This is a genomic window from Denitraticella aggregata (genome assembly GCF_048158365.1).
Classification (GTDB): Bacteria; Pseudomonadota; Gammaproteobacteria; order Burkholderiales; family Rhodocyclaceae; genus Azoarcus_F.
This window is the reverse complement of record NZ_JBLLNL010000006.1, coordinates 117,406-138,871: the sequence shown is the minus strand read 5'-3', so window position 1 is coordinate 138,871 and position 21,466 is coordinate 117,406. Positions and strand designations below refer to the sequence as shown.

At 63.3% G+C, this 21,466-nt stretch carries 19 protein-coding genes; 11 read left to right on the top strand and 8 right to left on the bottom strand.

Annotated elements, in window-relative coordinates; all coding sequences use genetic code 11:
- Nucleotides 1-58 precede the first annotated feature (58 nt).
- The 4 genes from smc (at nucleotide 59) to galU (ending at nucleotide 7,806) form a co-directional block, all read left to right on the top strand.
- On the top strand, nucleotides 59-3,592 hold the full coding sequence (gene smc / locus ACKVEX_RS09450) for a chromosome segregation protein SMC (protein WP_473215467.1): 3,534 nt from the start codon (nucleotides 59-61) through the stop codon (nucleotides 3,590-3,592).
- A gap of 106 nt (nucleotides 3,593-3,698) precedes the next feature.
- Entirely contained in the window at nucleotides 3,699-4,817 is a 1,119-nt protein-coding gene (locus ACKVEX_RS09445) for a cell division protein ZipA (protein WP_473215466.1), read from the top strand.
- Complete coding sequence (gene ligA, locus ACKVEX_RS09440; RefSeq protein ID WP_473215465.1) at nucleotides 4,814-6,865, top strand: NAD-dependent DNA ligase LigA; 2,052 nt, start codon at nucleotides 4,814-4,816, stop codon at nucleotides 6,863-6,865. The genes ACKVEX_RS09445 and ligA overlap by 4 nt, the downstream gene beginning before the upstream one ends.
- A 47-nt stretch (nucleotides 6,866-6,912) precedes the next feature.
- Nucleotides 6,913-7,806, top strand: a complete 894-nt coding sequence (galU, locus tag ACKVEX_RS09435; protein ID WP_473215464.1) for a UTP--glucose-1-phosphate uridylyltransferase GalU — start codon at nucleotides 6,913-6,915, stop codon at nucleotides 7,804-7,806.
- Between the two features lie 84 nt (nucleotides 7,807-7,890).
- Here the strand turns inward: galU and typA are convergent, their stop codons facing one another.
- Nucleotides 7,891-9,705: a translational GTPase TypA gene (gene typA, locus ACKVEX_RS09430; RefSeq protein ID WP_473215463.1), complete on the bottom strand. Its 1,815-nt coding sequence runs from the start codon at nucleotides 9,703-9,705 to the stop codon at nucleotides 7,891-7,893.
- 152 nt (nucleotides 9,706-9,857) lie between these two features.
- Here typA and ACKVEX_RS09425 point away from each other — a divergent pair, with 152 nt between their 5' ends.
- Nucleotides 9,858-10,595 carry an S-methyl-5'-thioinosine phosphorylase gene (locus ACKVEX_RS09425; protein WP_473215462.1) on the top strand — a complete coding sequence of 246 codons (738 nt, stop codon included), beginning with the start codon at nucleotides 9,858-9,860 and terminating at the stop codon, nucleotides 10,593-10,595.
- A gap of 113 nt (nucleotides 10,596-10,708) precedes the next feature.
- On the opposite strand, the gene ACKVEX_RS09420 is transcribed toward ACKVEX_RS09425, so the two are convergent.
- From ACKVEX_RS09420 to ACKVEX_RS09410, 3 genes are all read right to left on the bottom strand, one after another.
- Entirely contained in the window at nucleotides 10,709-10,888 is a 180-nt protein-coding gene (locus ACKVEX_RS09420) for a hypothetical protein (protein WP_473215461.1), read from the bottom strand.
- 365 nt (nucleotides 10,889-11,253) lie between these two features.
- A complete protein-coding gene (radA, locus tag ACKVEX_RS09415; RefSeq protein WP_473215460.1) occupies nucleotides 11,254-12,627 on the bottom strand; it encodes a DNA repair protein RadA in 1,374 nt (457 codons plus the stop codon).
- Nucleotides 12,627-13,547, bottom strand: a complete 921-nt coding sequence (locus ACKVEX_RS09410) for a LysR family transcriptional regulator (RefSeq protein ID WP_473215459.1) — start codon at nucleotides 13,545-13,547, stop codon at nucleotides 12,627-12,629. Before ACKVEX_RS09410 ends, radA begins: the two co-directional genes overlap by 1 nt.
- A gap of 284 nt (nucleotides 13,548-13,831) precedes the next feature.
- Between ACKVEX_RS09410 and lplT the strand changes: the two genes are divergently transcribed.
- On the top strand, nucleotides 13,832-15,082 hold the full coding sequence (gene lplT, locus ACKVEX_RS09405) for a lysophospholipid transporter LplT (RefSeq protein ID WP_473215458.1): 1,251 nt from the start codon (nucleotides 13,832-13,834) through the stop codon (nucleotides 15,080-15,082).
- Nucleotides 15,083-15,107: 25 nt separating this feature from the next.
- On the opposite strand, the gene ACKVEX_RS09400 is transcribed toward lplT, so the two are convergent.
- The 4 genes from ACKVEX_RS09400 to ACKVEX_RS09385 form a co-directional block, all read right to left on the bottom strand.
- Nucleotides 15,108-15,956: a uracil-DNA glycosylase gene (locus ACKVEX_RS09400; RefSeq protein ID WP_473215551.1), complete on the bottom strand. Its 849-nt coding sequence runs from the start codon at nucleotides 15,954-15,956 to the stop codon at nucleotides 15,108-15,110.
- 29 nt (nucleotides 15,957-15,985) lie between these two features.
- Nucleotides 15,986-16,411 carry a ribosomal protein S18-alanine N-acetyltransferase gene (rimI, locus tag ACKVEX_RS09395; RefSeq protein ID WP_473215457.1) on the bottom strand — a complete coding sequence of 142 codons (426 nt, stop codon included), beginning with the start codon at nucleotides 16,409-16,411 and terminating at the stop codon, nucleotides 15,986-15,988.
- Nucleotides 16,412-16,446: 35 nt separating this feature from the next.
- Complete coding sequence (gene tsaB, locus ACKVEX_RS09390) at nucleotides 16,447-17,139, bottom strand: tRNA (adenosine(37)-N6)-threonylcarbamoyltransferase complex dimerization subunit type 1 TsaB (protein ID WP_473215456.1); 693 nt, start codon at nucleotides 17,137-17,139, stop codon at nucleotides 16,447-16,449.
- Nucleotides 17,140-17,207: 68 nt separating this feature from the next.
- A complete protein-coding gene (locus tag ACKVEX_RS09385) occupies nucleotides 17,208-17,624 on the bottom strand; it encodes a hypothetical protein (RefSeq protein WP_473215455.1) in 417 nt (138 codons plus the stop codon).
- A 188-nt stretch (nucleotides 17,625-17,812) separates the two neighbouring features.
- Here ACKVEX_RS09385 and ompR point away from each other — a divergent pair, with 188 nt between their 5' ends.
- From ompR to ACKVEX_RS09360, 5 genes are all read left to right on the top strand, one after another.
- A complete protein-coding gene (gene ompR, locus ACKVEX_RS09380) occupies nucleotides 17,813-18,562 on the top strand; it encodes an osmolarity response regulator transcription factor OmpR (RefSeq protein ID WP_473215454.1) in 750 nt (249 codons plus the stop codon).
- Nucleotides 18,563-18,647: 85 nt separating this feature from the next.
- Nucleotides 18,648-19,982 carry an ATP-binding protein gene (locus ACKVEX_RS09375; RefSeq protein WP_473215453.1) on the top strand — a complete coding sequence of 445 codons (1,335 nt, stop codon included), beginning with the start codon at nucleotides 18,648-18,650 and terminating at the stop codon, nucleotides 19,980-19,982.
- Nucleotides 19,983-20,041: 59 nt separating this feature from the next.
- Nucleotides 20,042-20,341, top strand: coding sequence for a YciI family protein (locus tag ACKVEX_RS09370; RefSeq protein WP_473215452.1), 300 nt, complete (start codon nucleotides 20,042-20,044; stop codon nucleotides 20,339-20,341).
- Nucleotides 20,338-20,616, top strand: coding sequence for a BolA family protein (locus ACKVEX_RS09365; protein WP_473215451.1), 279 nt, complete (start codon nucleotides 20,338-20,340; stop codon nucleotides 20,614-20,616). Before ACKVEX_RS09370 ends, ACKVEX_RS09365 begins: the two co-directional genes overlap by 4 nt.
- Nucleotides 20,617-20,627: 11 nt before the next feature.
- A complete protein-coding gene (locus tag ACKVEX_RS09360; protein WP_473215450.1) occupies nucleotides 20,628-21,410 on the top strand; it encodes a peptidylprolyl isomerase in 783 nt (260 codons plus the stop codon).
- Nucleotides 21,411-21,466: the final 56 nt, after the last annotated feature.

Genomic DNA, 21,466 nt, shown 5'->3' with positions numbered 1-21,466 from the left:
TAAGCTTCAATGTTATCATGCGTCGCCTCGATAACCGCTGCCGCAAAAACGCTCCGACGTGCGTCTCACCAAGCTCAAACTTGCCGGTTTCAAGACCTTCGTCGACCCCACGACCGTGCTGACACCGGGCAACCTGGTGGGAGTAGTCGGCCCGAACGGTTGCGGCAAGTCCAATATCATCGATGCAGTCCGCTGGGTGCTCGGAGAAACGCGGGCCAGTGCGCTGCGCGGCGAATCGATGCAGGATGTCATCTTCAACGGTTCGACCACGCGCAAACCGGTGTCGCGTGCGAGCGTGGAACTCGTTTTCGACAACGCCGAGGGCAGGGCGGCCGGGCAGTGGACCCGGTACGCAGAGATTTCGGTCAAGCGGGTGCTTGATCGCAGCGGCGAATCGTCGTACCACATCAACAATGTGCATGTGCGACGCAAGGACGTGGTGGACCTGTTCCTCGGCACGGGTCTTGGACCGCGCGCCTATGCGATCATCGAGCAGGGCATGATCTCGCGCATCATCGAGGCCAAACCGGAGGAGATCCGCGGTTTTCTCGAAGAGGCGGCGGGAGTCACCAAGTATCGCGAGCGCCGACGCGAGACCGAGGGGCGACTGTCGGATGCGCGTGACAACCTTACCCGCCTCGACGACATCCGCAACGAACTGGTCGAGCGCATCGCGCATCTGGCGACCCAGGCCGAGGTGGCCACGCGCTATCGGGATCTGAACGCCGCGCATGTACAGCGCCAGCAACTGCTGTGGTTGCTTAAGCGCGAGGAAGCCCGGCATGAGCAGCAAACGCTTGCCACCGAACTGAACCAGCTGAGCGCGCGCATGGAGTCGGACAGTGCCCGGCTGCAGGCACTCGAATCCGAAGTCGAGGCCGTGCGCGAGGCGCACTTCGCATCCTCCGAACACACGCACGAAGCGCAGAGCGCACTCTATGCGGCGTCGGCCGAGGTCAGCCGCCTCGAGGGCGAACTCAGACACTTGGATGACGCCCGGGCGCGTCTCGAAAAGCGGCTGCTGGAGCTGGCCGCCGAACAGCAACACTGGGCGGGCAGACAGCAAGCCCAGCGGCACGACCAGCAACGCTGGCAAACCCTGCTGGACAACGCCCGGATGCGCGTCGAACGGTCGGATGCGCGACACGCCGAGGTCGCATTGCAGCTGCCCGAGTCCGAGGGGGCGCATCACGCTGCCAATTCGACGGTCGCAGCCGCGCGACGCGAGCTCGGCCAGACCGAACAGCAGCTCAGGGTCGAAGAGGCGAATCGGACGAGCGCGACTCGCGCGCTGGACGCACTCGGTCAGCGCCGCGCAAGGCTGGAAGGCGAGCGCGGACAGATCGATGGGCCCGAGCCGGTACGCGTGGCCGAGGCGGAGCGCAAGGTGGAGGCCCTCGAGGCCGCCCTGCTCACCAAACGCGAGGAACTCGTCGCGCTCCAGGCCCGCTTGCCCGATGCGCAGCACACGCTGAAAGGCGCCCTCGAGAACGAAAAGCAGCGGCAACGTCGTCTCACCGAACTTCGCGCCCGCCGCGATGCGCTGATGCAACTGCAGTCGCGGGTGCAGTCGCAGGGCAAGCTCGGTGACTGGTTGCGGCGGCATCGACTGGACGCGCTGGTCCCGCTGTGGCAGGGCCTGCGGGTCGAGTCGGGCTGGGAGCTCGCAGTCGAAACGATGTTGCAGGACCGTGTTTCGGCGCTGACCGGCGATGTGTCGTCGGCGGTGCAGGCGGTCTTCGAGGCCGCGCCGCCCGAATCGGTGTCGATCGCATTCGGCGATGTGCCGGCGGATTCATCCGGGGTTCCGGTTCCGGCGCCTGCCGGTGCGACGCCCTTGCTGGATCGGATCTCGATCACCGATGCCGCATTGCGGCCGGTGTTGCAGGGGTGGCTGGCCGAGTGCTTCGTCGTCGATCGACTCGAGGACTGGATCGATCGTCGCATGGAGCTGGCGTGCGGCGTCACGCTGGTGGATGCGCGGGGACGGGTTCTGGCCCGACACATGCTTGGCCACTATGCGCCGGACAGCCGCACCCACGGGGTCATGGAACGTCAGCGTGAGATCGAGACGCTCGGCTCGGAGCTGCTGGTGACCGAACGTGATGCGCAGCTCGCCCACGATGCGCTGGTGTCGGCCGAGGCTCGTGCAGCCGAACTCAACGACCGGGCCAATGCGCTTCGCCGCGAATTGCAGAATGATCAGCAGTATTTGCATGGCGAGCAGGTGACGCTGCTCAAACTGACCCAGGCACGACAGCGGGCGCAGGAGAAAAGCGAACAGATCGAACGCGATCTGTCGGACCTCGTTCATCTCGAATCCACCGAACGCGAGCACCTGGCGCGTGCCGACATGGAGCTTGCCCGTTGCGCCGAACTCGGTGAACTCCAGCATGACAGGTTGAACGCAGCGCTCGACATACTCGCGGAGCGTGAGCGCGTGCTGAAAGAGACGGGTGCGCTGGAGCAGGCGAGCGCGCGCGAACTGCAGGAAGCCCGTTTCTCCGAGCGGGAATGTGCCGGCAAACTGGATGACATCGCGCGCAACCTGCAACTGGCGCTGGAACAACTCGACCGCATTGCGCGCGAAATCACGCTTCGAGAACAGGAGCTGACCGCAACCGACAGCAGCCGCAGCGCCAGCGCATTGCAGCAGGCACTGGGCGTGCGGCAATCGCGCGAGACGGCGCTCGCCGCCTGTCGTGACGCGCAGGAGCAGGCCGCTGCACGCCTGAAGCAGATCGAGGAAATGCGCCTGCGCACCGAACAGGAGGCCGCGCCGGCGCGAGTCCGGGTCGGCGAATTGCGCCTCGCCGTGCAGGCGGCCGAAATGGCCACGGCCCAGTACGCCGAGCGCCTGGCCGAGGCCGAGGCCGATGAGGCGGCCTTGATGCCCTTGCTGTCGCCCGACTTGCGGGAGGCCACGCTGCAACGCGAGGTGACGCGCCTGGCCCGCGAGATCGCCGATCTCGGCCAGGTCAACCTGGCCGCACTGGACGAGCTACGCACCGCGCAACAGCGAAAGGCCTACCTGGACGCCCAGAACGACGATCTGAGCGAGGCGATCGGCACGCTCGAAGACGCGATTCGGCGCATCGATAGAGAAACCCGCGAACAATTGCAGGAAACCTACGATACGGTCACACGTCACTTCGGCCAGTTGTTTCCGCAACTGTTCGGCGGGGGCCAGGCGCGCCTGGTGCTGACCGGCGACGAGATCCTGGATGCGGGCATCCAGATAGTCGCGCAGCCACCCGGGAAGAAGAACGCTTCGATTCATCTGCTTTCGGGCGGCGAAAAGGCGCTGACCGCGATTGCGCTGGTCTTTTCGATGTTTCAGCTCAATCCGGCGCCGTTCTGTATGCTTGACGAGGTCGATGCCCCACTGGACGATGCCAACACTGAACGGTATTGTCAGATGGTCAAACGAATGGCGTCGCAGACCCAGTTCGTATTCATCAGTCACAGCAAGGTCACGATGGAAATCGCGCAACAGCTGGTCGGCGTGACGATGCAGGAGCAAGGCGTGTCGCGCGTGGTGGAAGTCGACATCGAGGAGGCCCTGCGACTGGCGGAGGCCGTCGAAGCCTGACGCGCGTGATCAATGGTAAAAACGGTTTCAACGACGATTCGAACACGGAATACTGCTGACGAAGGCTTCGCGATCGCAGACGGAGCGCTTTATATCGGGAAGGACAATGGATAGCGAATTGCAGATCGGATTGGTCGCACTCGGGGTGGCGGCTGTCATTGGCATCATCGCCTACAACAAATGGCAGGAGCGCAAACACCGCCAGCACGCCGAACGGGCCTTCAGGTCGGAACATCGGGATGTGCTGCTCGAGCAACAGACTGCCCGCAAGACGGGCCGTGTCGAACCGCGTGCAAACAGCGACGATGAATTCGACGAGGGCATCATCTCCGCTCCGCGACCGGTAGCCACGCCGGCCCCGGCGCAGCCGTCGGGACGCCACAGCACGCCCGGCGTCCCGGATGCAATCGATACCCGTGTCGATTGCGTGATTCGCATCGAATCGATCGAGGCCCTCGACGCACCCCGCCTGTGGTCAGCGCAACGCGAGCAGTTGCAGGCGCTCGACAAGCCGGTGCGCTGGTTTGCGTTCGATGACCGCGAGAACGTGTGGCGGGCTCTGACCGCGCACAGCGCCGGGGCCTATCACTGGTTCTGCGCCGCACTGCAGATGGTCGACCGGCGTGGTGCAATCGGCGAGCAGGACTTCCAGCTCTTCGCCAGCGGCATACAGATGGTGTCCGATCATTTTCTCGCGGTGCCCGCCGACATTCCGGCCCGGGCGGCGGCCCTTGCGAGCGCTGCGGAGCTGGATCAGTTCTGCGCCAGCGTGGACATCCAGGTTGGCATCAATGTCGTGTCTAACGGCGAGCCCTTCGTCGGTACGAAGATTCGCGCGCTGGCCGAGGCAGGCGGCATGACGCTCGGAGACGACGGGGCATTCCATGCACTCGACGATGACGGGCGAACATTGTTCACGCTTTCGAACCTCGAGGAAGGGCTGTTCTCTGCCGGCGAAATGCGCAATCTGCGCACCAGCGGGCTGACCTTGCTGATCGACGTTCCGCTGGTCGCCGACGGTGTCGGCTCCTTCGATCGCATGATGCGACAGGCCACACAACTGGCCGACACGCTGCACGGCAGCATCGTGGACGACAACCGCACGCCGTTCGGTCCCGAAGCCGCATCGGTCATCCGTAACCAGATCAAGCAGTTCCAGGCGCAGATGGTAAGCCGCGACATCCCGTCTGGCGGTCCGCTCGCAAGTCGTCTGTTCTCTGCATGAAGGCAGCGGCTTCCGCAGTCGCGGAGCGGGTCGCCCTGCTCAGGGAGATGCTCGACCGCCATAACCACGCCTACTATGTGCTCGATGCGCCGACCGTGCCGGACGCAGAGTACGACCGTCTGTTCGCGGAACTGCAGGCGCTCGAGTCGGCGCACCCGGAGTTGCAGTCACCAGATTCGCCGACTCAGCGGGTCGGCGGCGCGGCGCTGCCGGAACTCGGTGCGGTGCGCCATGCGGTACCGATGCTGTCCATCCGCACCGAGACCGACACCACTGCACAAGGCGTCCGGAACTTCGACGCCCGGGTCCGCAATGCGCTCGGGCTGACACCCGGCGATCCTGCGGTCGAGTACCTGGGCGAACTCAAGTTCGACGGACTCGCGATCAGCCTGCGCTACGAGCACGGCGCGTTAGTGCGGGCAGCGACCCGCGGCGACGGCGAGACCGGTGAAGACGTCACCCACAACATCCGCACCATCCGTCAGATCCCGCTGAAACTGACGGGCCCCGCGCCCGCCGTCATCGAAATCCGGGGCGAGATCTATATGCGGCGGGCCGACTTCGATGCGCTCAATCGGCGTCAGCGCGCGGCCGGCGAGAAGACCTTCGTCAATCCGCGCAACGCGGCCGCCGGCGCGGTGCGTCAGCTCGACCCTCGCATCGCGTCACGCCGTCCACTGTCCTTCTTCGCTTACGGCATCGGCGAGCAGGTCGGATTTGCGTCGTCCGGTACGCAGGCCGGGCTGCTGGCCGCGCTGACCGCCTTCGGCGTGCCGGTATGCGAACATCGTGTGGTGTCCAGCGGTCCGGAGGGTCTGATAACATTCCATGCGCGGATCGAGGCACTGCGAAACGACTTGCCGTACGACATCGACGGCGTGGTGTACAAGGTCAATCGCATCGACCTGCAGCGCGAACTGGGTTTCGTGTCGCGCGAACCCCGCTGGGCGGTCGCGCACAAGTATCCGGCCCAGGAAGAGCTGACCGAACTGATCGACATCGAGATCCAGGTCGGACGGACCGGTGCACTGACGCCGGTCGCGCGTCTGAGGCCGGTGTTCGTCGGGGGCGCCACCGTCACGAATGCGACCCTGCACAATGAAGACGAGATTCGCCGCAAGGGTTTGCTGATCGGTGACCAGGTCATCGTCAGACGGGCGGGAGACGTGATCCCCGAGGTGGTCGCACCGATCGTCGAGCGCCGCAGCGGCACCGAGCGACCGTTCGTGATGCCCGGCACCTGTCCGGTGTGTGGCTCGCATGTCGTTCGTGGCGAGGACGAGGCGATCTCCCGGTGCTCCGGCGGCCTGTTTTGTCCGGCGCAACGAAAACAGGCGCTGATCCATTTCGCCAGCCGCCGAGCGGTCGACATCGATGGCCTGGGCGACAAGCTGATCGAACAATTGGTCGACGCGGCAATCGTGCGCACGCCAGCCGACCTCTACCGTCTCGGCATCGTCAAGCTGGCCAATCTGGCGCGCATGGGCGAGAAATCCGCGTCGAACCTGCTGGCCGCGATCGACAGGAGCCGTCACACGACGCTCGCCCGCTTCATCTTCGCGCTCGGCATTCGTAATGTCGGCGAAACGACCGCCAAGGATCTCGCCCGGCACTTCGGCAGTCTTGACGCGCTGATGGACTCAGACCAGACGGCACTGCAGCAGATCAACGACGTGGGACCGGTGGTTGCGCGCAGCATCGTCGAATTCTTCGCCGAGGCGCACAACCGCGAGGTCATCGAACAGTTGCGCGCCTGCGGTCTGAGCTGGGACGAGCGCGAGCCGACCCAGCTTCGCTCGCAGCGCCTGACCGGCAGGACCCTGGTGTTGACCGGCACGCTACCGACCATGAGTCGTGACCAGGCCAAAGCCCTGATCGAAGCGCATGGCGGCAAGGTCAGCGGTTCGGTATCGAAGAAGACCGACTATGTCGTCGCCGGCGCGGACGCCGGCTCCAAGCTTGCGAAGGCCGAGGAACTCGGCATCCCGGTGCTGGCTGAGGCGGACCTGCAGGCGCTGTGCGCTGAAGACGAAACGACTGAAAACTGAATGAAAACCGAGCAACCACGTTCCATATCACGGAGATTCCACCGTTCATGAAGAAGATCACCAAGGCCGTATTCCCGGTTGCCGGGATGGGCACCCGCTTCCTACCCGCGACCAAGGCCAGCCCGAAGGAAATGCTCCCCATCGTCGACAAGCCACTGATTCAGTATGCGGTGGAGGAGGCCGTCGCTGCCGGCATCACCGAGATGATTTTCATCACCGGGCGTACCAAGCGCGCGATCGAGGACCACTTCGACAAGGCCTACGAGCTCGAGACCGAACTCGAAGCGCGCGGCAAGCACGCGATGCTCGAACTGGTACGCAAGACGGTGCCGGCAGGCGTGAACTGCATCTACATCCGCCAGTCCGAGGCACTCGGCCTCGGCCATGCCGTGCTGTGTGCGTCGCACGTGATCAGTGACGACGAAGCCTTCGCGGTGATTCTCGCGGACGACCTGCTCGACAATCACGGGGGCGATCCGATCCTGCAACAGATGGTCGGCGTCTACAATTACAATCGCTGCTCGGTTCTCGGCACGATGAACGTGCCGCGCGAGGATACGCGACAGTACGGCATCGTCAGCACCGAGGGCCAGGCAGGCGATCTTCAGCGCGTCACCGGCATCGTCGAAAAGCCGAAACCGGAAGATGCGCCGACCACGCAGGCGGTGGTCGGCCGCTACATCCTGACGCCCCGGATCTTCCAGCATCTGCGCAACCTGAAACCCGGCGCAGGCAGCGAGCTGCAGCTCACCGACGCGATCGCTTCACTGCTCAAGGAGGAGGCGGTGCAGGCCTATCAGTTCAAGGGGCAACGCTTCGATTGCGGCTCCAAACTGGGCTATCTGAAGGCCACGGTGGAATTCGCGCTTCGGCATCCGGAGGTCAGCACGGACTTTGCCGCATATCTGGCCGCGCGGGAGCAGGGCGGGGCTGCGAGCTGAGCTGGACGCGGTCCGCAGCCCAAGAGAAGAAAATGGCGCCCGGAATCGGCGCCATTTTCTTTTCCTGCAGACTACCCGCTTTGATCAGGCGTCGCTCTTGGCGGCACGCTTGCGATCGTTCTCGCTGAGGTAACGCTTGCGCAGCCGGATCGATCGGGGCGTGATTTCGACCAGTTCGTCGTCGGCGATGAACTCGATCGCGGACTCCAGCGTCAAGCCAATCGGCGGAACCAGTCGCACGGCCTCGTCGGTGCCCGACGAACGCACGTTGGTCAGCTGCTTGCCCTTGATCGGATTCACGACCAGGTCGTTGTCACGGGAGTGGATACCGATGATCATGCCTTCATAGACCGGGTCGTTGTGGTTGACGAACATCCGGCCTCGATCCTGCAGTTTCCAAAGTGCGTAGGCGACCGCCTGTCCGTTTTCCTGCGAGATCAGCACGCCGTTGCGACGATCCGCGATCGCGCCGGCCATCGGACCGTAGTCGTCGAAGACATGGCTGGCCAGGCCCGTGCCACGGGTCAGCGTCAGGAATTCACCCTGGAATCCGATGAGGCCGCGCGCAGGAATGCGGTACTCGAGCCGGCAACGACCCTTCCCATCCGACTGCATGTCCAGCAGCTCGCCGCGGCGACGACCCAGTTCCTCCATGATCGCGCCCTGGTGATCCTCCTCGACGTCGACCGTGAGCATCTCGTATGGCTCGCACTTGACGCCGTCGATGTCCTTGAACACCACGCGTGGACGACCCACCGCGAGCTCGAAGCCTTCGCGACGCATGTTCTCGAGCAGAATCGTCAGGTGCAGCTCACCTCGGCCGGATACCATGAAGACGTCCGAATCGTTTGTGTATTCGACCCGCAATGCAACGTTTTTCAGCAATTCCTTCTCGAGTCGCTCGCGAATCTGACGACTGGTCACGAACTTGCCTTCGCGACCGGCCAGCGGAGAGGAGTTGACCATGAAATTCATCGTCAGCGTCGGTTCATCGACCGCGATCGGCGGCAAACCCTCGAGGCGCTCCGGATCGCAGAGCGTCACACCGATTCCGACCTGTTCGATACCGGAGACCAGCACGATGTCGCCCGCCTCGGCGTAGTCGGCCGCGCTGCGCTCGAGCCCGGTGAAGGTCAGGATCTGACCGATGCGGGCCTTGCCGCGATTCTGGTCGCCGTACATGACGACCACTTCCTGGTTGGGGCGCATGCTGCCGCGTTTGATTCGCCCGATGCCGAGCTGACCGATGTAGGTCGAGTAGTCCAGCGAACAGATCTGGAGCTGAAGAGGCCCGTCACGGGACACCTCGGGTGGCGGCACGAACTCGAGGATGGCCTCGTACAGCGGCTGCATGTCGGTGCCCGTCTGGCTGGAATCGAGCATCGCATAGCCGTTCAGTGCCGATGCGAATACGACCGGGAAATCGAGTTGCTCCTCGCTGGCGCCCAGTTTGTCGAACAGATCGAAGGTGTGATTGATCACCCAGTCCGGACGGGCACCCGGCCGGTCGATCTTGTTGATCACGACAATCGGCTTCAGACCCAGCGCAAGCGCCTTGCGGGTCACGAACCGGGTCTGCGGCATCGGACCCTCGACGGCATCGACCAGCAGCAGCACACCATCGACCATCGACAGCACGCGCTCGACCTCGCCACCGAAATCGGCGTGTCCCGGCGTGTCGACGATGTTGATATGGGTATCCTTGTACCTGATCGCGCAATTCTTGGCGAGAATCGTGATGCCCCGTTCCCGCTCGATGTCGTTGCTGTCCATGACCCGTTCCGACAGCGCCTGGTGCGCGGCGAAGGTGCCGGACTGACGCAGTAACTGGTCCACCAGCGTGGTCTTGCCATGGTCGACGTGGGCGATGATGGCGATATTGCGAATGGCGCGGGACATGGGAAAACCAGAAGTAATTGAAAAGTCGATAATTATAGCATGAGCTGCGGCACTGCAACATCGAATGATGGCCAGGCGATCGAGCCCGGCCGAGGGGTACGCAGAACACCCCCATGCTAGAATCTGACCGCCCTCAACGGAGACCTGCGCATATGCTCGCGATCATCGGCGGAAGCGGCCTGACCCGCTTGTCCTCCCTGGAAATCGTGCGACGAGAAGTTGCACGAACGCCCTACGGGGCACCGTCCGGCGCGCTCCTTTTCGGCACGCTGCGCGATAAGCCGATCGTGTTTCTGGCGCGACACGGCGACGGGCACACGATTGCCCCTCATCAGGTGAATTATCGCGCCAATATCTGGGCGCTCAGGCAGGTCGGGGCGACGGAGATCGTGTCGGTGGCATCCGTGGGTGGCATCCGGGCGGAGTTCGGACCCGGAAAGCTGGTCGTACCGCACCAGATCATCGATTACACATGGGGCAGGGTCAGTACCTTCTTCGATGACATCGATCAGCCGGTCCACCACATCGATTTCACCAACCCTTACGATCAGGCACTTCGTCAGCGCATCCTGGACGCCGCGCGCGCATCGGGGGAGTCGGTTTTCGATGGTGGCGTATATGCCGCGACCCAGGGCCCCCGTCTGGAGACGGCGGCCGAGATCGACCGGCTCGAGCGCGACGGTGCCGACCTGGTCGGCATGACGGGCATGCCCGAAGCGGCGCTTGCGCGTGAGCTCGGTTTGCCCTATGCGGCCATCAACGTCGTCGCGAACCACGCGGCGGGACGCGCGACAAGTGAACAGCGTATCGAGTTCGACAGCATCGAAAAGGTGTTGCAGGAGGCGATGGCGAGAGTCCGGACAATTCTCAATGGGGTCTGCGCGGGCTGACGTTCAGCAGGCCTGGCAGCCGGAGCCCGACCAGGAAAAGGGGATGGTGAGGATGACTCCAACCGAACGCTTCGCGACGCGACGACCCGATCGGGAGCGTCATCGACCCCAACTCAGATCCGCGTCGCGTTGCCTTCGATGACACGTCGCTGCACCTCGTGAGGAACACCGCGCTCGGTCATGTTCATCATCGCGTTGGCGTGATCGCCGCCGGCCATCAGATAATCGATGATCTTGCCGACGAACTGGCGCATCGCAAAGTCGATCCGCTGATCCGGTCCAGGGTGGTTCATTTTCGCTCCCATTACAAGGCAAGGCCCACTCATGATTCGGCCGGCTTTTGTTTGTCTTCTCGAATGCTGCACGAGCAATAATCGCGCCTGGAAAAAGATAGTATTTCGTTTTCAAATGACTAAATCGCGGATAAGCGTGGAAAAGGTCTCGCTAATCCACTCAATGTAAAAATCTCCGACACATTCGTATTCCGGAGGCTGGGCTGGAGTTCGAACGCAACGGCAGTTCTCATCGTATCTGCCGTCATCACAACCGCGATAATCTGTATTATGTAAACTATAGCGTCGGATCGTTGCCCTTCGACCTGCCTCTACCACCAAGGTCGGTCGTCGAACCGGACCCGCTGCGGATCCGAGCGCAGGGATCACGCCTCGATCTCACGGGCACGCTCGATCGCCTGCTCGATCCTGTCGACTGCGATGATCCGCATGCCTTCCGGGGCCTGCTTCGGCGCGTTGGCCTTCGGAATGATCGCAGTCGTGAAGCCCAGCTTCGCCGCTTCCTTGAGCCTTTCCTGGCCCCTGGGTGCGGGCCGGATCTCGCCGGCCAGCCCGACCTCTCCGAAGACGGCCAGACCCCGCGGAAGAATCCTGCTGCGCAGCGACGATACGATCGCGAGCAGCACCGCGAGGTCGGCCGCAGGTTCTGCGATCTTGACACCGCCCACCGCATTGACGAAGACGTCCTGGTCGAAGCACACCACCCCAGCATGGCGATGCAGCACCGCGAGCAGCATCGCGAGACGGTTCTGTTCAAGCCCGACCGTCAGACGCCGGGGATTGGGGCTCTGAGCGCCATCTACCAGCGCCTGGATCTCGACCAGCATCGGGCGTGTGCCTTCCTGCGTGATCAGCACGCAACTGCCCGAAACCTGCTGTTCGTGCTGTGACAGAAAGATCGCGGACGGATTGCTGACCCCGCGCAGGCCGCGATCGGTCATTGCAAAGACGCCGAGTTCGTTCACCGCGCCAAAACGATTCTTGAACGCGCGCACCAGCCGAAAGCTGGAATGGGTGTCGCCCTCGAAGTAAAGCACGGTATCGACGATGTGTTCCAGCACGCGCGGTCCGGCCAGCGTGCCGTCTTTTGTGACATGTCCGACCAGGATCAGGCTGGTGCCGCTCTGTTTCGCGAAACGGGTCAGTTGCGCGGCGCATTCGCGCACCTGGGCGACCGAGCCCGGTGGCGACTGCAGTACCTCGGAATAGACGGTCTGGATCGAATCGATGACCGCGATGCGCGGACGCGCTTCGGTCAGCACGGCGATGATCCGCTCCAGATTGATCTCGGGCAGCAACTGCAGCCCGGCCGGATCGAGTTGGACCCGGCGCGCACGCAGTGCGACCTGCTCGCCGGACTCCTCGCCACTCACGTAGATCGCCGACTCGCGCACAGCCAGCATCGCGAGGGCCTGCAGCAACAGTGTGGACTTGCCTATACCGGGATCGCCACCGATCAGCACCACCCCGCCCTGTACCAGACCGCCGCCGAGCACGCGGTCGAACTCGTCGATCCCCGTCGGGACGCGTGGCTCCTCGCGGGGCTCCAGCTCGGCCAGGGAACTGAGTCGTCCCACGCTACCCGCCAGTGCGGCGAATCGGCTACCGCTCGGGGTGCCCTGCTCCAGCACGGTTTCGGCGATCGTGTTCCACGACTTGCACTGCGGACACTGACCCTGCCAACGCGGAGACTGGGCGCCGCAGTCGGCGCACACATATGCGGTCCTGGCCCTGGCCATCAGTCGTCCTCCGAGCCCTCGGTGGACATGTCGGCCAGTTGCTCGACGGCATGATCGGCGAAGACGGTGATCAGTCTGGATCGGAACTTGTCCTTGGGAACGATCACTTCCAACGGCGTGTACAACCGCGGCTCGAGCGGTATCGCGGCAAGTCGCCCCTCCCGCAGGTCGCGCTGTATCGCGGCCTTCGAAGCGATCGCAAAGCCGAGGCCCTGTGACGCGAGATACTTGACCGTCGCCAGGCTCCCGAGCTCGGCGCAGACCATCAGCTGATCGATGCCTATGTCGGCCGCTTCAAAAAAGTTTTCGGCAAGCTCACGAATGGCGTTGCCCGGATCACGCGTGATGAAGGGATGGAGCAGCAGGTCGGATGCCTCCAGGGACGACTTCTCGGACAACGGGTGGCCGGGCTGGCAGATGACGAGCAGTTCATCGCGTGCCGCACGCCTGCGCTCGATGGCAGGCTGATCGCTGACGATCTCGATCAGGCCGAGGTCGATGTCACGGGATGCCACCCGGTCTTCGGTCAGCTCCGAGTTGCCGACGATGACGCGCGGCACCACACGCGGATAGCTGCGCTTGAAGGTCTCAAGCAGTCGCGGCAGCCAATATGCTGCGATGGTCGTGCTGGTGCCGATCGTCAAGGTACCGGCGAGTTCATCCGTGAGTTCGGATACGCGCGATTCGAGCTCCTCGGACAGATCGAGGATCCGTTCGGCATAGGCAAGCACGATCTCACCCGCCGGCGTGAGTCCGACCCGTCCATGGCCCCGTTCCAGCAGACGCGTGTCGAAGTGCTCCTCGAGTTGCTTGATCTGGAACGTGACCGCCGGCTGGGTCATGAAAAGATGCTCGGCTGCGCGGGTGAACGAGCCGTGCTTGGCTACTGCGTGAAAAACCTGGAGTCTGCGATCGGCCACGGTCGCCTCGTCTGAGTCGGGCAGGGCAAGGTGGACTTCCTTTCGTCCTGAGGACTTGAGCCGACTCCCGCGCTGCAGACATTGCGCGAGTCGGTCGGAAACCGCCCCTGCGGATTTATAAAATCTGCTTATGCCATCGATTTAAGCACATTTTCCGGAGATTGCGCATCGACTTGGCCGGATCGGTGAACCGATCGAATGGAAATGCCCGATGTGACGCAATAAAGCTACGCGCTTCATGATATAAACCGGCATCCGACCACAGGACGGCGCATTCCGACACGATGCCGCTCGGCTTCTACATCATCATGGCGGCGCAGTTTTTTTCTGCGTTGGCCGACAATGCGCTGCTCATCATCGCGATCGCCCTGCTCCGGGACATGGCCGCCCCGGACCAGTACGAACCCCTGCTGAAGCTGTTCTTCACCCTTTCCTATGTGCTGCTGGCCGCATTCGTCGGCGCGTTTGCCGACTCGATGCCGAAATGGCGGGTCATGCTGGTCAGCAACACGATCAAGATCGGGGGGTGTCTGATGTTGTTCCTCGGCACGCATCCATTGTTCGCCTATGCAGTGATCGGACTGGGCGCGGCCGCCTATTCCCCGGCCAAGTACGGCATCCTGACCGAGTATCTGCCGCATCGACTGCTGGTCGTCGCCAACGGCTGGATCGAGGGACTGACGGTGTCCGCGATCATCCTCGGAACGGTGCTGGGTGGCATCCTGATCCATCCCGGCGTGCAAAGCTGGCTGCAGTCGGCCGGTTCGCCGCTGACGAGCACCGGATTTCAGGCGGCCATCGCGCTCGTGGGACTGTCCTACCTCGTGGCAGCATTGCTGAACTTCTATGTTCCGGATACCGGTGTCGATCACAAGCCGCTGAAGAACAACCCGCTGTACCTGCTGCATGATTTCACCCATTGTCTGAAGTTGCTGTGGCGAGACAAGCTGGGACAGATTTCACTGGCGGTGACGACGCTGTTCTGGGGGGCCGGTGCGACGCTGCAGTTCATCGTGATCAAATGGGCCGAACACAATCTCGGCTTCAACCTCACGGAAGCATCGATGCTGCAGGGCGTGGTCGCGATCGGTATCGTGGCCGGATCCATCCTGGCCGCGCGAATGGTCAGCCTGCGCCATTCGGTGAGGGTGGTCCCGCTCGGGATCGTGATGGGCCTGGTGGTGCTGCTGATGACGCGGGTGACCACCGTCCCGACGGCGGTGATCATGATGATCGCGATCGGCGCGCTGGCCGGCTTCTTCGTGGTCCCGATGAATGCCCTGCTGCAGCACCGCGGTCACATCCTGATGGGCGCTGGTCATTCGATCGCCGTCCAGAACTTCAACGAGAACCTGTCGATCCTGGTCATGACCGGCACCTATGCGCTGATGATCATGTCCGGGGTGTCGATCAATGCCGTGATCGTGATGTTCGGACTGCTGGTGGCCGGAACGATGTCGCTTGTGAAGTTTCGCCATGCGTACAACCAGCGCAGGCACGATGCCGAGGCCTTGCTCGAGGACCATCGGCACTGAAGGAGCACTGGCCACGCTCCATGGATCACTGGCGCGCCCGGTCGCCGGTCTCTCGTGCGATGAGTTCGCATGCGAAGCACAGGTCTTCCCAGGCCTTCGCCTTGTCGGACGGGTTGCGCAGAAGATAGGCCGGATGGTAGGTCACCACCACCGGTATTCCACCAAACTCGAAAGCTTGCCCGCGTGCCGCATTGATTCGCAGTTCCGTGTGCAGCAAAGCCTGCGCCGCAGGTCGACCCAGCGCGATCAGAATGCGAGGACGGACCAGCGCGATCTGCCTTTCCAGGTAAGGGCGACAGGCGGCGATTTCGGCCGACTCCGGTGTGCGATTCATCGGCGGACGGCATTTGACCGCGTTCGCGATGTATACGCCCTTGCCGCGCTCCAGCCCGATCGCAAGCAACATCGCGTCGAGCAGCTTGCCCGCCTGGCCGACGAAGGGCTCGCCAAGCCGGTCCTCCTCGGCGCCTGGCCCCTCCCCCACGAACATCCAGTCGGCATTGCGGTCGCCTACGCCGGGCACGACCTGTCTTCGCTGCGCACACAAACCGCAAGCGTTGCAGTGACGCATGTCTTCTTCGAGCGCGTCCCAATCAAGGATCTCGATGCGCGCGCGATCGTCCTGCCCCTGGACGGGGACACTCGTCCGTGCCGGTTCCGCCGGCGACGCGCTCACCGCCCGAACAGTCCGGCTCGCAGGTACAACGCCCGAACCGCCCTCCTCTTTTGTCAAAAAAGGAGCTTCGGGCGCGCTCACACCCGCGCGGATGGGGGCTGTTGCCGGTGCAGCCACAGCCACGCCGGCCTCTGTCGGGTCGGTGGCGCGCTCGGTCGCTTCGCGCCTACGGAGCCGCCAAAGCGGAGCCAGTCCCATCTCGCGCAGGATCGCCTCGCGATAGGTGCTCACAGGTCCATTCTCATCACGATCGCGTCCTCACGTCCCCCCTGAAGTGCGGGGTAATACCCTTTGCGACGGCCGATCGACACGAACCCCAGGCGACGATAGACCGAAAGGGCCGCTTCATTGGTCGGCCGAACCTCGAGAAAGCACTGGGTCGCCCCGGCCGCTCTCGCCTCGTGCATCAGCCGGTCCACAAACACGGATCCGACGCCCTGGCCCTGCATGGAGCGGGTGATGCTGATGTTGAGCAGATGTACCTCATCGACCACCAGCAGCATCACCGCATACCCGGCCCGTTGTTGATCGATGCTGATGATTCGGGCAGTGTATCCGGCGCTGAGCGAGTCCGCGAAGTTGCCCCGGGTCCACGGAAACGCATGAAGCTGCCGCTCATGCTCGACGACCCATGCCAGGTCGGCTTCGGTCATCGGCCGGATGTCGAAACGCCGCCCGTGCTCCGAATTCAAGCGCGCCCCCCGCGTGCCCGGCGCTCGGCCGTGGTCAGGGCAACCTTGTTCCGCACGTAGATCGGTGCCGTCAGCTCCGGAGCGAGCAGCGAACCCTCCGCGATCCTCACGGCAGCCAGACGCAACACGCCCGCTGCGGTCGGCACGGCATCTGCATCGAATGCGACGAGCCGCTGGCCCAGCGACGCAGCGAATGTCGCCGCATGAACCCGGAAGGCCGAACCGACGCCATACCAGAGCGTCCGGTCCGGAAGGGTCAATTGCTGCGGCGGCACACACACGGGTTCGCCCAGCGCTAGGGGATAACCGTCGATCATCCGATAGAACGCACCGTAGACCTCGCCCATGCGGGCGTCGGTAGCGACGGCGATCCAGACGCCTTCACCCCGTTGGCTCAGCACCTCGAGGCTGCTGATCGGGGCGACCCCCAGGCCTGCCCCCATCGCCAGACCCTGCGCCACCCCGCACGAAAGCCTCAGACCGGTGAACGCCCCCGGTCCGGCGCCGAAAGCAACCCCATCCAGGTCGCCCAGCACAATGCCCGCTTCGGCGAGCACGGCCTGCACCGACGGCAATAATTTCTCCGAGTGATTTACATGACCTTCCAGCGTGCGCTGGATGATCTCGCCATCGATCGCGAGGGCGACCGTCGCATGCTCGCAGGAAGTTTCGAACCCGAGGATCTTCATAGCGACGGCATTTTAACGCCTGCGCATGCTGGCCGGTGAACCGCTTGCCGACCGGTCCTCCGGCTCCGCTAATCGACCGATCGGCCGAGACCGCGGGCATCGCCGCGGTCGTAGATTCCGGAAATCGCCTCACGCAACTCGCGGTTCAACAGATCACGCTCTTCCTGGGACAGACGTTTGCGCTTCTCGCCGACAGCCGGATAGTCACCGCCGGCCAACAGCGCCCGCCTGAACTCGTAACGCGGATCGCTCTGCACATCGATGATGATCTCGCCGGTCGATGTCGTCTCCGGATCCGGACCCTTTTGCTCAGGTTCGCTTGCAGAGGCTGACAACGACACGCAAAGCCCCGCCCCGACGAGAATGGCGGACAATGGATTCAACCACCGCAGGCCCTGCAGGTCGTGCCCGCACCGTTCGGGTGTGCAGGCATGCGGCGCCAGCTGACGGACAGAAGCGGACAACATCACGGATCTTTTTTCCACTGACTTTTCCATGGATCGAAAATACAGGCAAATCAGAATGCAATGACGACCGAATTGCAAGCGTATGCATTGGTTTGTAAGGAGATATTGCTATGCTTGGCTTCCTTACGAAGCGTTACCCGTATCTGTGCGAGCGGTTCCGGTTTGCGCACTAGGATGCCAACGAACCGCCCGATAGGATGTGACATATGAACGCAAAAGTGCGATACAAGGTGCTGCTGGTCGACGATGACGCCCGCCTGAGGGAACTGCTGTCCCGTTACCTGATGGAACAGGGGTTCTCGATCAAGTCTGTCGGCGACGGCCAGGCGATGGATCGAGCGCTGCATCGCGAGCACTTCGACCTGATCGTGCTCGATCTGATGCTCCCGGGTGAAGACGGTCTCGCGATCTGCCGTCGCCTGCGCGCGAGCGAAAACGTTGTTCCGATCGTGATGCTGACCGCCAAGGGAGACGAGGTCGACCGCATCATCGGCCTGGAGATGGGCGCGGACGATTACCTCCCCAAGCCTTTCAATCCGCGCGAACTGGTCGCGCGCATTCATGCTGTGATGCGACGTCATCCAACCACGCTGCCCGGTGCGCCGACCATCGAGGATGAAGTGGTCAGTTTCGGCCGTGTCAGCGTCAACCTCGGCACCCGGGCGCTGACGCGGGATGGCGAGGACATCGCCTTGACCACGGGCGAATTCTCCTTGCTGAAGGTTCTCCTTCAGCATCCCCGTCAGCCCCTGTCGCGCGACAAGCTGATGGAGCTTGCACGCGGCCGCGAATACGGAGTTTTCGATCGCGCCATCGATGTTCAGGTCAGTCGACTGCGCAAACTCGTCGAGGACGATCCGTCCAAACCGCGCTTCATCCAGACCGTCTGGGGCTTCGGCTACGTATTCGTTCCGGAAGACAGTGCCAAGAGCGATAGTGACGAACGAGACGTCTGACCTGGGCACGACAACGCCCGGCCGGCCTGCACCCGACGCGGCCCGGAAGGATCGTCCGTCACTGTCCCTGCTGCCACGCACGCTGATGTGGCAAACCTTTCTGTTGATGGGGCTGGTGCTGATCCTGGCGTTGGCCGTCTGGTCGCAGATATTCCGCTATTTCCAGGAGCCCGCGCGCGCCAAGGATCTTGCCCAGATGGTCGTCAGCGTCGTGAACCTGACCCGCACTGCATTGATCAACGCCGAGGTCACGCGGCGGACCGAGTTGCTGATCGATCTGGCAGCCCTGGAAGGCATCCGCATCTATCCATCCGAGCCGTCGGACGAGCTGGTACCGCTGCCGGATACGCGGCCAATGCAACTGCTGGCCCACGAGATCCGGCGGCAACTCGGATCGGACACGCTGCTCGCCTCGCGGTGGAAGACGCTGGAGGGCTTCTGGGTAAGCTTCAAGCTCGATCCCGAGGACTCGGAAGACTTCTGGGTCATGCTTCCGTCCGAGCGCATCTTCGAGCCCCGCACGCTGGACTGGCTGATCTGGGGCGTCGGTGCGCTGATCGTAGCGCTGCTCGGCGCGTTTCTGATCGTGTCACGCATCAACAAGCCCCTGCGCAACCTCGCCCGTTCGGCGCGTCTGGTCGGCCGGGGACGGACGCCGCCGATGCTGCCGGAGACCGGGCCCATCGAGATCTCCACGGTGGCTCACGCGTTCAACCAGATGGCCGGCGATCTGGCTCGCACCGATGCGGACCGGGCGCTGATCCTGGCCGGAGTCTCCCACGACCTGCGCACGCCGCTCGCCCGTCTGCGGCTCGGAGTGGAGCTGTCTGGCGCAGCCGAGCAGGACATCCTGCCCATGGTCAGCGACATCGAAGAGATGGACCGCATCATCGGGCAGTTTCTGGATTACGGACGTGGCGAAACCAAGGAGCCGTTCAGGTCGGTCGATCTGGGCGACATGCTGAGGGATCTGAGCGAACCGTATCGACTGCGAGGCTCCCGGATCGAACTGAGCTTGCCGAAGACGGCTGTCGTAATCGGAGTCAGGCCCCTGTCGCTCCGACGTGCGATTGCGAACCTGATCGACAACAGTCTGCGCTACGGTGGGGCGGAAGGTCTGATCGACGTAGTGTTGTCCCGCTCGTCGGCCGAGGTTTGCATCGAGGTGGCCGATCGTGGACCGGGCATCCCGAAGCAGGAGGTGACCCGTCTGCGTCACCCCTTCACCCGCCTCGAGAGTGCGCGCTCGGATACCAAGGGCGCAGGGCTCGGCCTGGCCATCGTGGACCGGATCATGGCGTCGCATGGGGGCAGTCTCGATCTGCTGGTCCGCGAAGGCGGCGGGCTTCGCGCGATACTCCGGATTCCCGATGGAAGCGATCGGCGCAGGCAAGATAGAATCGCAGATTCCGGTTCGTGAGATGTTTCCAACATCTGGCGGAACTCGCACCCACTTTCATGTCGAAAGGAAGTCAGCTCATGTTCTACGCGCTCATCGGTGAAGATGCTCCCGGCACCCTCGATGCCCGCATGGCCGCCCGCCCCGCCCATGTGGCGAGACTGGAAGCCTTGCGGGATGAAGGTCGCCTCCTCGCCGCCGGTCCGATGCCGGCGATCGACTCGCCGGATCCCGGCCCGGCCGGGTTCTTCGGAAGCCTAGTGATCGCCGAGTTCGCCAGTCAGGCGGACGCGGAAGCCTGGCTGGCCGAAGATCCCTACGTTCAGCAAGGCGTCTTCGCACAGACTCACGTTCATCCATACAAAAAGGTTCTGCCTTGAACATCATTGACGAAATCACGACCCGCCTCGGCGCGCTCGAACCGCTCTCGATCGACATCCAGGACGAAAGTGCGCTGCACGCCGGCCATGCTGGTGCGCGCAGCGGTGGCGGCCATTACCGGCTGACCATCGTGTCTGACCGTTTCGTCGGACTCGGGCGTGTGGCCCGGCATCGGCTTGTGTACGATGCCGTCGCCGACCTGATGAGCGGCGCGATTCATGCGCTCCCGCTCAACACGTTGACCCCCGAAGAAGCTCGTATCCCACTCAAGTAAAAGGAAGTTTGATGAGACGTTTTCCAAGCAAGCTCACGCTGACACTGATCGCTGGTCTGCTGTCCTGTTCAGTGTTCGCGGCCGATCCGGTCGCCGTAGTCAACGGCACACCGATTCCTGCTAACCGTGCGACCGTGATGATGGACGAGCAACGCACGCAGGGTGCGGAGGACAGTCCGCAACTGCGCGATGCGGTGCGTGAAGAGTTGATCCGTCGTGAGATCCTGTCGCAGGCGGCGACCAAGGCCAGTATCGACAAGCGCAGCGAGGTTCAGGCGCAGATGGATCTCGCGCGCCAGGCGGTGCTGATTCGCGCGTATCTGCAGGACTACGTGAAGAATAATCCGGTCAGTGATGCTGAGATCCAGCGCGACTACGATCAGATCAAGGCGCGCATGGGCGGCAAGGAATACCTGCCCCGCCATGTGCTGGTAGAAACCGAGAATCAGGCCAAGGCGGTCATCGCGCGCCTGCGCGAGGGTGAAGCATTCGAGGTGGTGGCAAAGGAATCGATCGATCCGGGTTCCAAGGATCGGGGCGGCGAGCTCGGCTGGAGCAACCCTGGCATGTTCGTTCAACCTTTTTCCGAAGCGATGGTAGCCCTCGAGAAAGGGCAATACACTGCGACCCCGGTCAAGAGCGATTTCGGCTACCACGTGATCCGGCTCGACGACGTGCGCGACGTGCAGCCGCCGCCGCTGGACGAGGTCAAGCCCCAGCTCAGTCAGCGCATCCAGCAGCAGAACGTCGAGCGCCATCTGATGGAATTGCGTAGCAGCGCAGAAGTGAAATGAGCCGCGCTGCTGCCGACTGAGCGCGCACGCTGAAAGGCCCCTCGGACCGAACGAAT

What these genes read in the sequence shown, in the direction of transcription:
- ACKVEX_RS09445 (WP_473215466.1), top strand. Translation starts at nt 3,699, where the DNA reads ATGGATAGCGAATTGCAGATCGGATTGGTCGCACTCGGGGTGGCGGCT.
- ligA (WP_473215465.1), top strand. Translation starts at nt 4,814, where the DNA reads ATGAAGGCAGCGGCTTCCGCAGTCGCGGAGCGGGTCGCCCTGCTCAGG.
- galU (WP_473215464.1), top strand. Translation starts at nt 6,913, where the DNA reads ATGAAGAAGATCACCAAGGCCGTATTCCCGGTTGCCGGGATGGGCACC.
- typA (WP_473215463.1), bottom strand. Translation starts at nt 9,705, where the DNA reads ATGTCCCGCGCCATTCGCAATATCGCCATCATCGCCCACGTCGACCAT.
- ACKVEX_RS09425 (WP_473215462.1), top strand. Translation starts at nt 9,858, where the DNA reads ATGCTCGCGATCATCGGCGGAAGCGGCCTGACCCGCTTGTCCTCCCTG.
- ACKVEX_RS09420 (WP_473215461.1), bottom strand. Translation starts at nt 10,888, where the DNA reads ATGAACCACCCTGGACCGGATCAGCGGATCGACTTTGCGATGCGCCAG.
- radA (WP_473215460.1), bottom strand. Translation starts at nt 12,627, where the DNA reads ATGGCCAGGGCCAGGACCGCATATGTGTGCGCCGACTGCGGCGCCCAG.
- lplT (WP_473215458.1), top strand. Translation starts at nt 13,832, where the DNA reads ATGCCGCTCGGCTTCTACATCATCATGGCGGCGCAGTTTTTTTCTGCG.
- ACKVEX_RS09400 (WP_473215551.1), bottom strand. Translation starts at nt 15,956, where the DNA reads ATGGGACTGGCTCCGCTTTGGCGGCTCCGTAGGCGCGAAGCGACCGAG.
- rimI (WP_473215457.1), bottom strand. Translation starts at nt 16,411, where the DNA reads ATGACCGAAGCCGACCTGGCATGGGTCGTCGAGCATGAGCGGCAGCTT.
- tsaB (WP_473215456.1), bottom strand. Translation starts at nt 17,139, where the DNA reads ATGAAGATCCTCGGGTTCGAAACTTCCTGCGAGCATGCGACGGTCGCC.
- ompR (WP_473215454.1), top strand. Translation starts at nt 17,813, where the DNA reads ATGAACGCAAAAGTGCGATACAAGGTGCTGCTGGTCGACGATGACGCC.
- ACKVEX_RS09375 (WP_473215453.1), top strand. Translation starts at nt 18,648, where the DNA reads ATGTGGCAAACCTTTCTGTTGATGGGGCTGGTGCTGATCCTGGCGTTG.
- ACKVEX_RS09370 (WP_473215452.1), top strand. Translation starts at nt 20,042, where the DNA reads ATGTTCTACGCGCTCATCGGTGAAGATGCTCCCGGCACCCTCGATGCC.
- ACKVEX_RS09360 (WP_473215450.1), top strand. Translation starts at nt 20,628, where the DNA reads ATGAGACGTTTTCCAAGCAAGCTCACGCTGACACTGATCGCTGGTCTG.